The sequence below is a fragment of the Actinomadura kijaniata NBRC 14229 genome (genome assembly GCF_001552175.1).
In the GTDB taxonomy this organism is placed as follows: Bacteria; Actinomycetota; Actinomycetes; order Streptosporangiales; family Streptosporangiaceae; genus Spirillospora; species Spirillospora kijaniata.
The window spans coordinates 20,047-33,686 of the sequence record NZ_BCQR01000054.1 but is presented as its reverse complement, the minus strand read 5'-3'; the positions used below and the strand labels follow the sequence as shown (position 1 = coordinate 33,686).

Below are 13,640 nucleotides of genomic sequence, written 5' to 3'. Positions count from 1 at the left end.
ATCACGAGCATTGGAGGCATTGACATGACGGCGCCGTGGCGGATTCTGGCCCTGCCCCCGCTGGACGAGGACCTGGTGCGCGGACTGTTCACCCGGCTCGGCGACTCGGTCGAGGTGCTGTTCCCGGCGGCGCGCGACCGCGCCGGGCTGCTGGCGGCGCTGCCCCAGGCCGAGATCGTGATCGGCGACTTCACCGGGCGGCTCGCCCTGGACGCCGAGGCCGTCGCCGCCGCGCCGAGGCTGGCGTTCGTGCAGATGCCCGCCGTGGGCACCGACAGCCTCGACACCGCCGCGCTGGCCGCCGCCGGCGTCCCGGCCGCCAACACCGCCGGGGCCAACGCGCGTTCGGTCGCCGAGTGGGCGGTCGGCGCGGCGTTCGCGCTGTGCCGGGGCCTGGTCTGGAACGACCGGGCCGTCCGCGCGGGCGGCTGGCCCCAGATGGAGGCCCTCGCCCGCGGCCCCCGCGAGATCCACACCCAGCGGGTCGGGATCGTCGGCTACGGCGCGATCGGCGCGGAGACGGCCCGGCTGTTCGCGGCGCTGGGCTGCCCGGTGTCCTACTGGTCGCGGCGGCGGCGCGAGAACGCCGTCGCTACCTACCGCGACCTCGACGACCTGCTCGCCAGGTCCGACATCCTCGTGCTGGCGCTGCCGCTCACCGACGACACGCGCGGGCTGGTCGGCCCCGACCGGCTGGCGCTGCTGCCGGACCGGGCGCTGCTGGTCAACGTCGCGCGCGGCGGCATCGCGCCCGACGACGCGGTGCTGGCGGCGCTGGAGTCGGGCCGGCTCGCCGGGGCGGCGCTGGACGTGTTCGACACCGAGCCCCCGGCGGAGGACCATCCGTTGCGGGCGCACGAGAACGTCCTGCTGTCCCCGCATGTCGCGGGCGCGACCGGGCAGGCCCAACTCAACATCGTCACGCGGGTGCGCGACAACATCACCGCCGTGGTGGAGGGGCGGCCCGCCGCCAGCGTTGTCAACGGCGTGGATCCCCAGGTCAAGCGCCGGTGAACGGAGACTGACCGCCCGACAACCATCAGCGGAAATGTGTCGTCAGCGTGCGACTAAGTAGGATTCCTTAACGATCTTTTTCTCGCGACCCCACGGGGAGGGATGTGCCGCTCGAAACCTGGCTACTCCTCGGAGCCACGCTCATACTCTGCGCGATCATCGCGGTCCGGCTGTCCCACCGCGCCGGACTGCCGACGCTGCTGGCCTACATGGGCCTCGGCCTGCTGATCGGCGAGTCGGGCTTCGGCATCCGGTTCGACGACGCCCTGCTGGCGGAGATCCTGGGCCTGGCCGCCCTGGTCCTCATCCTCGCCGAGGGCGGTATCACCACCAACTGGCGGAACGTGCGGCCCTCGGTTCCCGCAGCCCTCGCCGTCTCCACGATCGGCACCCTGATCAGCATCGTCGTGGTGGCGCTGGCCGCGATGGAGCTGCTGGGCATGGGCTGGCAGCTGGCGTTCCTGCTGGCCGCCGTGCTCGCGCCCACCGACGCCGCCGCGGTCTTCTCGGTGCTGCGGCGGCTCCCCCTGCCGTCCCGGCTGACCGGCCTGCTGGAGGCCGAGTCCGGGTTCAACGACGCCCCCGTCGTGATCGTCGTGATCACGCTCAGCGTCCAGAACGCCGTCGCCCCCAACCTGCTCCACCTGCTCGTCGTCATGCTCTACGAGCTGGCCGCGGGCGCCGCCGTCGGCATCGCGATCGGCTGGCTGGGCGCGCAGGCGCTGCGCCGCATGGCACTCCCGGCGTCCGGCCTGTACCCGATCGCCGTGCTGTCGCTGGCGGTCGGCTCGTACGGCGCCGCCGCGAAACTGCACGCCAGCGGCTTCCTCGCCGTCTACCTGGCCGCACTGGTGCTGGGCAACGCGCGGCTCCCGCACCGGCCCGCCACCCGCGGCTTCGCCGAGGGCATCGCCTGGCTGGCGCAGATCGGCCTGTTCGTGATGCTGGGGCTGCTGGCCTCGCCGTCGGAACTGCCCGCGGAACTGCTGCCCGCCCTGGTCATCGGCTTCGTGCTGCTGCTGGTCGCCCGGCCGCTGTCGGTCGTGCTGTCCACACCGGGCTTCGGGCTCACCTGGGGCGAGAAGCTCTTCGCCTCGTGGGCGGGCCTGCGCGGCGCGGTGCCGATCGTGCTGGCGACCATCCCGATGGTCAACAACGTGGCCGGGGCGGACCGGCTGTTCTCCATCGTGTTCGTGATCGTCGTGGTGTTCACGCTGCTCCAGGGGCCGACGCTGCCGCTGGCGGCCCGCCTGTGCCGGCTGGAGAGCGACGAACGGGCCCGCGAGCTCGACGTCGAGGCCGCGCCGCTGGAGGAACTGCACGCCGACCTGCTGGAGATCCGCGTCCCCCACGACTCCCGGCTCAACGGCGTGGAGATCTTCGAGCTGCGGCTGCCGAAGGGCGCGCAGGTCACGCTGATCGTGCGGGACGGCGCGAGCTTCGTTCCCGAACCGACCACACCGCTGCGCGCGAGCGACACCCTGCTCGTGATCACCACCGAGGAGGCCCGGGAAGCGGCCGAACGCCGCCTGCGCGCGGTCTCCCGGCGCGGCAAGCTGGCCGGCTGGTTCGGCGAGACCGGAGCCTGACCCCGAACCGACCATCCCCCGAACCCACCGGACCCCACCCCGAACCGACCCGACCACGCCGCGAACCGAGGAGGCCATGCCCCACCCCAAGAAAGCCACGGCCCGGCGGCCCCTCTCGGAAGGACCTGGCTGCGGCCCTCCCGAGAGCGGCACTGACCTGCGGCTTCGCGTCGGGAACAGGTCGCGGACGAATCCTGTTCCATTCATCGGTACCATTAGCAGTCGTTTCGAGTGAGTGCCAGCCCGCCGTCCGGGCTGAGGCAGCGAGGAGGAACCGTGCCGACGTATCAGTACGTTTGCACCGAGTGCGGCGAGCCTCTGGAGGTCGTGCAGAAGTTCAGCGACGAGGCGCTGACCGAATGCCCGGCGTGCCAGGGCAAGCTCCGCAAGGTCTTCTCCGCGGCGGGGATCATCTTCAAGGGGTCCGGCTTCTACCGCACCGACAGCCGCGGCGGCTCGACCTCGACCGTGGGCTCGTCCGCGAAGTCCTCGTCGAACGGCTCGTCGGACAGCTCGTCGAACGGCTCCACGGCCTCGTCCGACTCCTCGACCTCCTCCTCGTCGACCTCCTCGACCTCGTCCGAGAAGGTCGCCTGACGTTCCCCGACCGACCGCGGGTGCGCCCTGGGCGCACCCGCGGTCGTCGGCTGCCCGACGGTCTCCCGGCAGGGAGAGCCATGGGATGAGCCGAACGATCCTCTCGACGCACGCTCGGTGATGATCACGCCCCGCCGGTGGCCGCATGCGACGGCCCACCGCGACGATCGCCGAACGGCGCGCGGAACGGCTTGTGCCAGCGCCCGTATCGCCGCTGCACGGACGGCTTGAGGTCACCCAGCACCAATGCGCTAACCCAAGCCAGAGCAGCCCCGCCGCCATGACCGGCCTACCGCCAGACGAAGCCCAGCGGCTCCAGCAACTCCGGCGAGACGAACTGGCCGGACGGAGGCTCGGCAGACGGCCTCCCAGCTCGTTCCGACCGAATCCATGACGGCGCGACCTGCCCTCACCTCGCCAGCCGTGTTCGCCCACGGCAGTGCCGCCAGCGGGACGGTCATGGCCGATCTGGGCCGCCAGCAGGCCGAACGGCAGCAGTACGGGCGGCACGTGGTACGACGACATCGTCGGATCCCTCCTTGATCACCACAGTGGCCACGGCCTCGTTCCGCGACCTGGTCCGAGTGTCAGCGCCCCGGGCCGTCCCTCGAAAGACGCTTCTCGAATCTGTGGATAACTCGGTTGTCCACAGATCCCCAGCGCGTCTCCCGGCCGCGCTCCCCCGCTGGCTAGGGTCGGCGGCATGAACAGCGCACTCCCCTCAGCCGATCTCGGTGTGATCGGCGGCTCCGGCTTCTACTCGTTCCTCGACGACGTGGAGGAGGTCCGCGTCGACACGCCGTTCGGGCCGCCCAGCGATCCGATAGCGGTCGGCGAGCTGCACGGACGCCGCGTGGCGTTCGTGCCCCGGCACGGCCGCGACCACCGTTTCCCGCCGCACCGCATCCCCTACCGGGCCAACCTGTGGGCGCTGCGGTCCCTCGGCGTGCGGCAGGTGCTGGCACCCAGCGCCGTCGGGTCGCTGGTCGCCGAGCACGGCCCAGGGACGCTGACCGTCCCGGACCAGCTCGTGGACCGGACGTCGGGACGGCCGCAGACGTTCTACGAGGAGGGCGCGGCGGTCCACGTGCCGTTCTCCGACCCGTACTGCCCCGTCGGGCGGCGAACGGCGCTCACGGCCGCACAGACCCAGGACTGGGAGCCGGTCGACGGCGGAACGCTCGTCGTGATCGAGGGCCCCCGGTTCTCCACGCGCGCCGAGTCGCGGTGGTTCGCCGACCAGGGATGGACGCTGGTCGGCATGACCGGGCACCCCGAAGCCGTCCTGGCGCGCGAGCTGGCGCTCTGCTACACGCCGTTGTGCCTGGTCACCGATCTGGACGCGGGGATCGAAGAGGGCGAGGGCGTCACCATGCAGGAGGTCCTGGCGGTGTTCGCCCGCAACGTCGACCGGCTGCGCGGCGTGGTCGCCGAAGTGATCCGGACGCTGCCCAGCAACCGTTCCTGCCCGTGCCCGACCGTCCTGGACGGGCTTGAGCTGCCGCTCACGCTGCCATGATCCGGCGGCGTGGGCGGCGGTGGGCGGCGGTCCTCCTGGCGGCGCTCGGGACGTGCCTCGCGCTGGTGGCGTTGCGGCCGGTCGCCGCGGCCGGCGTGCCGTTGACCGTCGCCGCCCGCGACCTGCCCGGCGGGACGACCGTGGCCGCCTCCGACGTCCGCACGGTCCGGGTGCCCTCCGGCAGCGTCCCGGCAGGCACGGTCGCCACCCCGGTCACCCGTACGCTCGCCGGGCCGATGCGACGCGGGGAGGCGTTCACCGACGTCCGTTTCCTCGGCCCCGACCTGCTGGACGGCTACGGCCCCGGAACGGTCGCCGCCCCCGTCCGGATCGCCGACGCCGAGGCCGCCCGGCTGCTCCGTCCCGGTGACCGCGTCCACGTCCTGGACGCCCCGAAACCGGACGCCGTATCCGAGGCGCGCCCGCCCGTGCCCACCAGGCTCGTGGCGTCCTCGGCACCAGTGATCATGGTTCCGCGGGCCGCCGACAACGCATCCGGCCAGGGCGCGCTGGTGGTCCTGGCCGTGGACCGGACCCAGGCCGCGGCGCTGGCGGGAGCGAGCGGCGCCCTCTCGATAGCCCTGGCCGGACGTTGATAATCTCTCCTGTCACAGATTGATCACTTAAAGTAACAGGAGGAGTCATGACCGGATTCAAGAAGTTCCTGTTCCGGGGAAATCTGATCGAGCTGGCGGTCGCGGTCGTCATCGGCGCGGCGTTCACCAACGTGGTCAACGCCCTGGTGCGGGGGTTCATCGGCCCGCTGATCGCGCTGGTCGGCGGTGAACCCAACTACGACAACCTCAAGTTCACGATCGCGGGGACCGAGTTCCCCTACGGGGTCTTCCTCACCGCCGCGATCTCGTTCCTGATCACCGCGGCCGTCGTCTACTGGCTGGTGGTGCTGCCAGCCACCAAGCTCGTCGAGCGGATGAGCCGCGCCGAGGAGGCCGTCGAGCACCCCTGCCCCCACTGCCTGAGCGACATCCCGAAGCTGGCCACCCGCTGCCGCTACTGCACCTCCGAAGTGGAACCGGTCGCCTAGGACCTGTTCCGAAGCGGGCCCCAGCCACACATGCGGGCGCGCTACCTGACCTGCGGGCCCACCTCCGGCTTCGGGCCCGCAGGTCAGACCGCGAAGCCACGCCGCGCTCGCCAAGGCACGGTCCCAGGCGAGCGCCGTGGGCCAAGACCTTGAAACACGGTCTGGAACACCCCGGCCGAGAGGCCCGGCCCCTCGGCCCGGTCAGTCGCTCTCGGTCCCGAACTCCCAGTGCCAGGGTTCGAACGGGTTGCTGTAAGCCCACGCCGGATGCAGCCAGCCGTACTTCTTGGCGTTGCCCTCCATCCACCGGAACTGCATCGACCCCGCGTTCTGCACCCCGCCGCACAGGTCCACGGCCTGCCCCTTGCCGTGGTTGCTGGTCCCCGGAACCGCCGCGAACCCGGGCCGCTGCGCGTACACACGATGCTGGTCGGCCAGGCTCCGATAAGAGTCCGTCACACAGATGTCCCGGCCGAACCGACGCTTGTAAGCGGCGTTCAGCTTGTAGAACCCCAACGCCGCGTCGGCCCGGAGCTGATGCCCCTTCTGCGGCAGCGGACACAGGTACTTGGCCGGGATCAGCCCGTTGGGGAAGCGCTTGGCGTTCCCCACCAGGTCCTTGTCGCAGGCCATCTCCAGCCGCTTCTCCCGGCTGGCCTCCATCTTGTCGAGCATCTGCGTCAGCTGCTTGGTGAGGCCCTCGGACTTGGCCTTCAGGGCGTCGATCTGCTCCTGCACCCGCGTCTGGTCGACGGCGTTGCGCGACTGGAGCTCCTGCGCGGTCGACACCAGCCCCTGCCGCCGCCGCTGAAGGTCATCGGCCCGCTTGACCAGCGACTCCTGCGCCGCCGCGATATGCGTCACATCCGCCGTGGCCCGCAGCGCGTCCGTGGACTCCCCGCCCCCGAAGATCGCCATGACCCCCGCCGCCCCCGGCGCCTGGTAGGTCGTGTTGGCCAGCCGCGCCAGCGGCTCCCGCATCCGGTTCAGCTCGGCCTCGGCGACCGCGAGATCCTTCAGCGTGGCCCGCAGCTTGTCCTGCGACCGCTTGAGCTCCTTCTGACGTCCCTGCATCTGACGGGTCGCCTTCTCCAGGTCGTCCCGCGCCTTGGACGCCTGACGGCGCAGCGCGTCCAGGGGGTCGTCCGCCGCGGCCCCTGGGGCCACTCCAATGGTCGCCATCACCAGGAAGACCGCGGTCAGCATGGCCGACCGGGGGGTTGGCACGGTGGTTTTCCTCCTGATGCCCAGCAATACCGACAGCGGCAGGAACGCTACTACACGTTCACCGATGCCTCAGGCGTGACCCACGTCACCGCACACGGTAACCATGCCGTTCACACCACATCCGCAGGAACGGAACGTCCTTCCACGTCGGCGGACACTCCCGCCGCCGCTGCGACCTCTCCCTCTCGGGAGCCCGCCGCCGCTCCGTCGGCGTGACCTTCACCGTCGGTCTCGGCGTCGGTGTCGGTGAAGGCACCATCTCCGCCGGCTCAGGCCCGTCCTTCGGCGGCACATACTCCCCGAACGTGGTGGGACCACCCTCAGGCTTCTGCGGCACCGCCGCCGGAGCACTCCGCCCCCGAGAGGGCTCATCCGAACCCCCGACGACGAGGCCACCGACGACGAACGACACGGCGACACCCCCGGCCACCAGAAGAACACGCCGCCGAGGACCGCGTCCCTGTCCCTCACGATGCCGCCCACTCACAGCCCCGAAGCGTACCGACTCCAGCCCGAGCCCCCCACCCAAACCAGACACTTCGGATAAGAAGGAGCGCTCACACCCCCCGTTCCCCTACCCTGGTCCCAGAGTCCGCTAGGCTCTACGGTCGAGTCCCAGCCTCCGTAGCTCAGGGGATAGAGCACCGCTCTCCTAAAGCGGGTGTCGCAGGTTCGAATCCTGCCGGGGGCACACAGAACAGGGGAAATCCTCCTGCCCTTCGCCGGTCCGTCGCAAGACGGACCGGCGATCTTGTTCGTCAGCTCCCTGACGGCTTCCATGGCGCTCTCCTTCACTGTGACCCGAACAACGACCTCATGCTCGACGTACCGATAGCGGACCTGAAGGTTGAAGCTGTCGAACAACTCCCTGCGAAGGTTCTCGGGGATCTCCCACAGAGTGACCACCAACGTCGGCAGCTCCTCCAGCAGCGACGGGTCGTTCCGCTCCCCGTCCTCCTGCCCGGCAGTCAAAGCCGCAAGCTCGGCGGCCTTGGCCTTCCGCTGCTGCGCCACCTCCATGTAGCGCCGCCGAAGCCGCTCCCGGAACTCGGCGTCGACGTCCTCATCCCCGGTCGGCGCGAACTTCTCGATCTGCGCCATCAGGTTGTCGCCCCGCCGCTTCAGGTCCGCGACCTCCTTGGTGAGCCGCTGCAGGACCGGCGAGGGCTCCCGTTCCTGGACGAGCGCACTGCGCAGAGCGGTCTTGCGGTGCGGCCCCAGGACGTGGTCGGCGAAGAACTCACTGACGATCTTCATCAGGTCATCCTCGCGCACCCACAGGCTCTTGGGGTGGTCGGCGTACCACTGACGCCGCCCCTTGTGATGGCGCATGTCGGCCTCACACGCGTAGTAGGAGACCCCGGTCCGGTACTTGCCGTGCATCCTGCGGTCGCACATGTCGCACAACACGTAGGAACGGAGTTCGTAGACGCGCTTGGTCTGCGGGTGGCGATTCCACCCCGAGGTCGACCGGGAACCCTGCCGGGTCCTGCCGACCGGCGTGACCTCCTGGAACCGTTTCACCGTCACCAGCGGCTCGTGCACCGGTCGCGGGGACCAGACCCATTCCTCGGGCGGATTGCACTTGCCGCCCTTCTTGATGGACCGCCGGTTCCACACCATGTAGCCGGTGTACTTGAGGTTGCACAGAATCTCCCGCACCGCCGACCCGCTCCACCGGCCCAAGGCCCTGCAGGGATCGGGAGGCGTGGGAGGCGGATACTTCTCCGGTTCCATGTTGAGGAAGTCGGCGATGCAGTCTTAGCCGAGCCGCCGGACGGCCCGCAGCTCGAAGATCTTGGTGACCGTGGGTCCCTCGACCGGGTGCGGTATCAGCCGTGACTTGGTGCGGCCCTCGGCGCGTTTGGCGGCGACCGGATGAGGCGTCTTCTTGGCCCGGTAGCCGTAGCAGGGCTTGCCGACGTTCCATCCCTGCTCGGTGTGCTCGCAGAAGGCGTCCCAGGACAGCTCCAGCATGTTGAGCACGTACCACTCGGCGACGGCCTGTTTGACCCGCCGGGCGAGCGTCGGGGTGGCGCACTTGCGCGCTCGTCCGGTGCGCGGCCGGTCGAAGTCGGGCATGGGCTCGTGGGCGGCCAGCAGCAGGACCCCGGCCTGTTCCAGCTCGTACTCGATCTTGGTACCGAAGTAGGTCCGCCGCGCCACCCGTTCGACCGATTCGCAAATCACCGCCACGAACCGGCGGTCGGGCCGTTTCGCCTCGGCCAGCAGATCCTGGATGCCGCCGTCCCGCGCAATCGAGATGTCGAACGCCTCGTGCGCCTTTCCCCTTCCGCGCGCGTCCAGGTCCATGCGCCCGGACTCGACATCGTAGAAGTGCGCGACGATCGTGCACTGCGCGGGCAGCGCATCGCGGGCGTTGTGCAGCTGGCGCGGCAGTGACAGCGTCGGGTCCTGCTGGTCGTCGGTGGAGGTCCGTCCGAGCCAGGCCACCGGCATGGCGATGCCGGTGGCCTCGATCGGGGCGTCGATGTCCCCTGAGTCTTCCCAGGGGAATCTCACGTCCCTCGCTGCTGGCGCAACCATCGCAGGATCTCCAGGATCACGGCGTTCTGCCGTGCGTCGAGGTCGTCCCCTTCGTCGTCGGCGACGGGAACGATCTCGACCCGCGTCTCTAGAGGCCGCCGACGACGCCTTCCGGACCTGCGACGGTACGCCGCGGCGTCGTCTGCCAGAGGCCCCTGGCAGGCATCCTGTGGCCGTCTGGCAGGTCCCGGGGAGGCAGGTTGTCTCCGTTCAGTCACCTGGTACCTCCGGCGGCAGGTCGCGGCCAGCGGCAGCGGCCAGACGGCGGGCGATCAGGTCGTAGTAGTCGGGGACGAGTTCGATGCCGGTGAAGTGCCGTCCGAGCTGCCGCGCGGCAAGACCGGTGGTTCCGGCTCCGGCAAAAGGGTCCAGGACGTTGCCGCCGGGGCGGCAACCGGCGGCGATGCAGCGCAGCGGGATGTCGACCGGGGAACGGCGCGAAGTGCGCCGCGCGCAGGGGCCGGGTCGGGATGTGCCACACGTCGCCGGGGTTCTTGCCGTTGCGGTGGACCGAGTCGTGCCGCCGCCCTGGCAGCATCCGTTCGCCGTGCCGCCTTCCGGCACACCGTTCGCCGGGATCGGCGTACTTGCCGCGCGAAGGCCGCAAGATACAGGCCGCGTTCGGCACGTGGCCGCTTCGGGGAGCGTGTCCCGGCTCTGGCCGGTCGTTGGCGCAGGGCTGGCGGAGCGAGTCCAGGTCGAACCAGTAGTGCCGCTGCTTGACCAGCAGGAAGACCAGCTCGTAACGGTTGGGCAGCCGGCCGGTGACCGACTGTGGCATCGCGTTGGGCTTGTGCCACACGATGGCGTTGCGCAGGATCCAGCCGTCGTCCTGGAGGGCGAAGGCGACCCGCCAGGGCATGCCCATCAGGTTCTTGGGCGGCAGAACCTGCCGCGACCGAGGCCGCACCGGCGGCTGCCGCCGGTGGAAGCCGCCGCCGCGGCAACTGCCGTCGGAGTTGGCCGCGTACCGGTCCCCCAGGTTCAGCCACAGGGTGCCGTCGGCGGTAAGAACGCGGCGGGCTTGGTCGAAGACCTGCCGCAGGGCCTCGACGTAGGCGGCAGGGGTTTCCTCTTGGCCGATCTGGTCTGCCGCGCCGTAGTCGCGCAGCCCGTGGTAGGGCGGCGAGGTCACGATGCAGTCGGCAGAAGCCTCCGGCAGCTCGGCAAGGACCTGCCGCGCCTCCCTGAGGAACACCTCGGCGGCGGCATCGCTCCAGTAGGGCGTCTTCATCCCCACTCACCCTCGACTAGATCGTTGATGGGAAATGTTGGTGCTGGTCAGTGGTCGTAGGCGATCAGTGATCGTTTGATGGGCTGGTTGGTGAGCCAGTTGTGCCAGATGGCGGCGTTGAGCGCCACGATGCGCTGGCTGATGCGCGTCCACAAACCGTCGGTGGTGCGGGCGCGGTGGCGTTCCAGACCCAGCTGGTTCTTCAGCGTCCAGATGACCGCCTCGATGCCCGCCCCGGCAAAGCCCTTGTCACACACGATCGGGCACGGACCCTCAGCGGGCGGGCGCACATGCAGCAGATGCACAGCTTGTTTGCGCTCGTCCAGTTCCTTGGGGTGGGCCAGGCTGAAGGCGCACACCGCCCTCTCGGCGATGGTGACCAGCATCAGCTTGGCACCCCAGTAGAAAGCATGGTGGGAGGTGTCGTGGCCATAACCGGCGATCTCACCCAGGCTGGAGCGGTTCGCCGTGACCCGAGAGGCGCCGCAGCGCACCGGGGTGCCATCCATCAGCCGCAGCCGCTCGTGCCAGGTGGGGGTGGCGCGGGCCAGCCAGCAGGCCACCGCCACCCACACCGGTCCCAGGGTGCGCAGGTGCCGGTTGTATTGGGCCTGGCACGGCAGCCGGGGAAACAGGTGCCCGATCCGGGCCGGGGCCAGGCGCAGCCAGCGGCGCTTGGCATCACAGCCCAGCAGCACCTGGGCGACCGCGACACAGACCAGCTCGGCATTGCTCAGCGTCCGGGGCCGGCCCCGCTGGGGCGAGGATTGCCGCCAGGGCAGGACCTGGTCGTCCAGATGAACGTAGAGTGCGGTCAGAAGGGCGTCTAGGTTTGTCTTCACACACCGACCATGGGCGCCCTTCCCCATACCCGCACCCGGTTCAGCAATTTCCCATCAACGATCTAGACTGAGTTCCCATGAGCTCACCCGAGCACCTGGCCAGCGTGTTGGACAGGGTGTGCACCGAGGTCGCCAAGGCCGCACAGGGCAACCACGAGGTCGCCGAACGCCTCATTGTGGTCGCAGGCTAGCAGGCGGCTGTGCTCCATGCTTCGGGGGTCGATACCTACGGCCACGACGGAGTGATCGCCTTCATCAACGATTCGGGTGTTCCCTTCGTCGAACAAGCAGACGACCTCATTAACCAGGTGAAGCCCCTGAACCCCGAAGCAGTGCTCCTGGCGGGGTCAGCACTCACTGGCCGCCCGGGAGGAACCTTCCGGCGCATCTTGGCAGTCCAGCTCTTTTCCAAAGTGCACGATCTCCGGATAGCCCGGATCGCAGAGCTGGAACCCGTCGAAGGCCCTGTAGAAGCAGTCGGCCCTTGGAAGAACGTCAGGCCAGGGCCTCCGACTTGGGCCGAGCGAGCTTTGATCTGACGCAACGAGGGATGATGACGAACCCAGGCAGCTCCGCCTCCAGCAGCGGCCAAGATCCATATTCCCGTCACCGAATTCGGGTCATCGCCATGTCCGGCTCCGGGAAGATCACAGCCGACAGCTTGGAGCCCTGGTCCTCGGTCTCCGTTCTCAACACGTTCACCGGCGACGCCCTAGCCTTCCCAGCGTCCGAGGTTCCGTCGGGCGTTCTCAACCGCGAGCCCGACGGCCGCGAGACGCTTCTAACCGTCGACGGTCTCCGCCTGGAACTCGACGGCCACGGCAACGCCACCGTTCATGAGGGCACCAGCGAGGTGCCTGGCCCGGGCATCTTCATGGTCGTAGAGATCCTTCCGGAAAGTTGGACTAGGAGCATCTGGGCTCGTCAACGGTCCCAGGTCACAGCTGACGGCGGTTCATCGGCCACGCCTTCGGCCTGTCGCAGGCAAGGGATGATCGTTTAGCCTCCTTGCGTGACTGCTACTCCACCAGACCAACCGCCACTGTTTGCCTCAGAGACTCCCGCCGATCCCGAGCTCTCCCTCGTGGCCGAGCAGATCATGTCCCTAGATCCCCAAGGTGAAAGGATCGCGGGAGTCATCCGCAAGACGTACGACATGCTCCTCGATGGCCAGCACACTGGCCGTTACCGGTGGAGCCAGCTCTACAAGACAGAAAAGACCTACTTCGGCACGCTCGTCGAGATCAACTTGCAGCGCGAGTTCAGCTTCGCCGATGGCCAGGCGATGGACTTCGCGATCTGCGGTGTCGATGTGGACTGCAAGTTCTCCCAGGACAAGGCCAGGTGGATGATCCCGCCCGAAGCGATGGATCACCTTCTCCTCGGGCTGTGGGCCAACGACGACCTAGGGAAGTGGTCCGCAGGTCTCGTGCGAGTGCGGCCAGAGCACCTGACTGCAGGAAAGGGCAACCGGGACAGCAAGCGTAACCTTTCCGCCGAGGGGCGCAACGCTATCCACTGGCTGTTTCAGGATCGGCCGCTACCTGAGAACATCTTGCTGCGCCTCCCGCCCGCCGATGTGGACAAGATCTTTAATTGCTCACGGCATGGAACTAAGCGTGTTGACATGCTCTTCCGGCTGGCTCAGAAGCGACCCGTCCGCCGAGCTGTGGTAGCGACCGTCGCCCAGCAGGACGACTACATGAAGCGGGTACGTGGCAACGGCGGATCACGCAGCAGCCTCCAGCCCGAGGGGATCGTCATCCTCGGCCAGTACAGTAGCCACGGCGTGATCGCTGAGGAACTTGGACTTCCAGTTCCCGGTTCCGGGGAGTTCGTCAGCGTCCGGCTCGCCAGCTACACAGATCGCCACAAAGGCGCGCCTTCCGTGGTGCTAGATGGACGGCGGTGGGTGGTCGCCACATCAGAGGACCCTGTGGAGATGGCTCCGGTGCTACCCGATGTCCGCAAGTGATCTCGTGAGGTTGATCACCGTAAGTCGCAGCTGAGTGCAGTTAGCGGGTAC

The 13,640-nt window shown here is 69.0% G+C and carries 11 protein-coding genes, 1 tRNA gene and 3 pseudogenes; 9 read left to right on the top strand and 6 right to left on the bottom strand.

Annotated elements, in window-relative coordinates:
- Positions 1–24: 24 nt before the first annotated feature.
- The 3 genes and pseudogenes from AKI01S_RS18330 to AKI01S_RS54270 all read left to right on the top strand — a co-directional run.
- On the top strand, positions 25–1,014 hold the full coding sequence (locus AKI01S_RS18330) for an NAD(P)-dependent oxidoreductase (RefSeq protein WP_067818880.1): 990 nt from the start codon (positions 25–27) through the stop codon (positions 1,012–1,014).
- A 104-nt stretch (positions 1,015–1,118) separates the two neighbouring features.
- The gene (locus tag AKI01S_RS18325) at positions 1,119–2,603 is read left to right on the top strand and encodes a potassium/proton antiporter (protein ID WP_067818877.1); all 1,485 of its coding nucleotides are present in this window, start codon (positions 1,119–1,121) and stop codon (positions 2,601–2,603) included.
- 231 nt (positions 2,604–2,834) lie between these two features.
- Positions 2,835–3,020, top strand: a pseudogene (locus AKI01S_RS54270) (FmdB family zinc ribbon protein); the annotation flags it as partial.
- A gap of 14 nt (positions 3,021–3,034) precedes the next feature.
- On the opposite strand, the gene AKI01S_RS53525 reads toward AKI01S_RS54270, so the two are convergent.
- Positions 3,035–3,328 (bottom strand): hypothetical protein, encoded by a 294-nt coding sequence (locus AKI01S_RS53525; protein WP_067818874.1) that lies wholly within the window; start codon positions 3,326–3,328, stop codon positions 3,035–3,037.
- A gap of 575 nt (positions 3,329–3,903) precedes the next feature.
- Between AKI01S_RS53525 and AKI01S_RS18315 the strand changes: the two genes are divergently transcribed.
- Genes AKI01S_RS18315 through mscL form a run of 3 tightly spaced genes read left to right on the top strand, consistent with a single transcriptional unit; the run spans position 3,904 to position 5,764 of the window.
- Positions 3,904–4,719 carry an S-methyl-5'-thioadenosine phosphorylase gene (locus AKI01S_RS18315; RefSeq protein ID WP_067818871.1) on the top strand — a complete coding sequence of 272 codons (816 nt, stop codon included), beginning with the start codon at positions 3,904–3,906 and terminating at the stop codon, positions 4,717–4,719.
- On the top strand, positions 4,716–5,315 hold the full coding sequence (locus tag AKI01S_RS18310; protein ID WP_067818868.1) for an SAF domain-containing protein: 600 nt from the start codon (positions 4,716–4,718) through the stop codon (positions 5,313–5,315). The genes AKI01S_RS18315 and AKI01S_RS18310 overlap by 4 nt, the downstream gene beginning before the upstream one ends.
- A 47-nt stretch (positions 5,316–5,362) precedes the next feature.
- Complete coding sequence (gene mscL / locus AKI01S_RS18305; protein ID WP_067818865.1) at positions 5,363–5,764, top strand: large conductance mechanosensitive channel protein MscL; 402 nt, start codon at positions 5,363–5,365, stop codon at positions 5,762–5,764.
- A gap of 201 nt (positions 5,765–5,965) precedes the next feature.
- On the opposite strand, the gene AKI01S_RS18300 is transcribed toward mscL, so the two are convergent.
- Positions 5,966–6,991 (bottom strand): M15 family metallopeptidase, encoded by a 1,026-nt coding sequence (locus tag AKI01S_RS18300; RefSeq protein WP_083999788.1) that lies wholly within the window; start codon positions 6,989–6,991, stop codon positions 5,966–5,968.
- A 618-nt stretch (positions 6,992–7,609) separates the two neighbouring features.
- On the opposite strand from AKI01S_RS18300, the gene AKI01S_RS18295 reads away from it, so the two are divergent.
- Positions 7,610–7,682, top strand: a tRNA-Arg gene (locus AKI01S_RS18295).
- An 824-nt stretch (positions 7,683–8,506) separates the two neighbouring features.
- On the opposite strand, the pseudogene AKI01S_RS54675 reads toward AKI01S_RS18295, so the two are convergent.
- The 4 genes and pseudogenes from AKI01S_RS54675 to AKI01S_RS18275 all read right to left on the bottom strand — a co-directional run.
- A pseudogene (locus tag AKI01S_RS54675) lies at positions 8,507–8,728 on the bottom strand (recombinase family protein); the annotation flags it as partial.
- Positions 8,729–8,752: 24 nt separating this feature from the next.
- Positions 8,753–9,514 (bottom strand): serine integrase family protein, encoded by a 762-nt coding sequence (locus AKI01S_RS52835; RefSeq protein WP_067818857.1) that lies wholly within the window; start codon positions 9,512–9,514, stop codon positions 8,753–8,755.
- Positions 9,515–9,748: 234 nt separating this feature from the next.
- Positions 9,749–10,772, bottom strand: a pseudogene (locus AKI01S_RS53520) (DNA-methyltransferase).
- A 47-nt stretch (positions 10,773–10,819) separates the two neighbouring features.
- A complete protein-coding gene (locus tag AKI01S_RS18275) occupies positions 10,820–11,614 on the bottom strand; it encodes a hypothetical protein (protein ID WP_067818851.1) in 795 nt (264 codons plus the stop codon).
- Positions 11,615–12,242: 628 nt separating this feature from the next.
- Here AKI01S_RS18275 and AKI01S_RS18270 point away from each other — a divergent pair.
- A complete protein-coding gene (locus AKI01S_RS18270) occupies positions 12,243–12,617 on the top strand; it encodes a hypothetical protein (RefSeq protein WP_067818848.1) in 375 nt (124 codons plus the stop codon).
- 81 nt (positions 12,618–12,698) lie between these two features.
- Entirely contained in the window at positions 12,699–13,589 is an 891-nt protein-coding gene (locus tag AKI01S_RS18265; protein WP_245681679.1) for a NaeI family type II restriction endonuclease, read from the top strand.
- Positions 13,590–13,640: the final 51 nt, after the last annotated feature.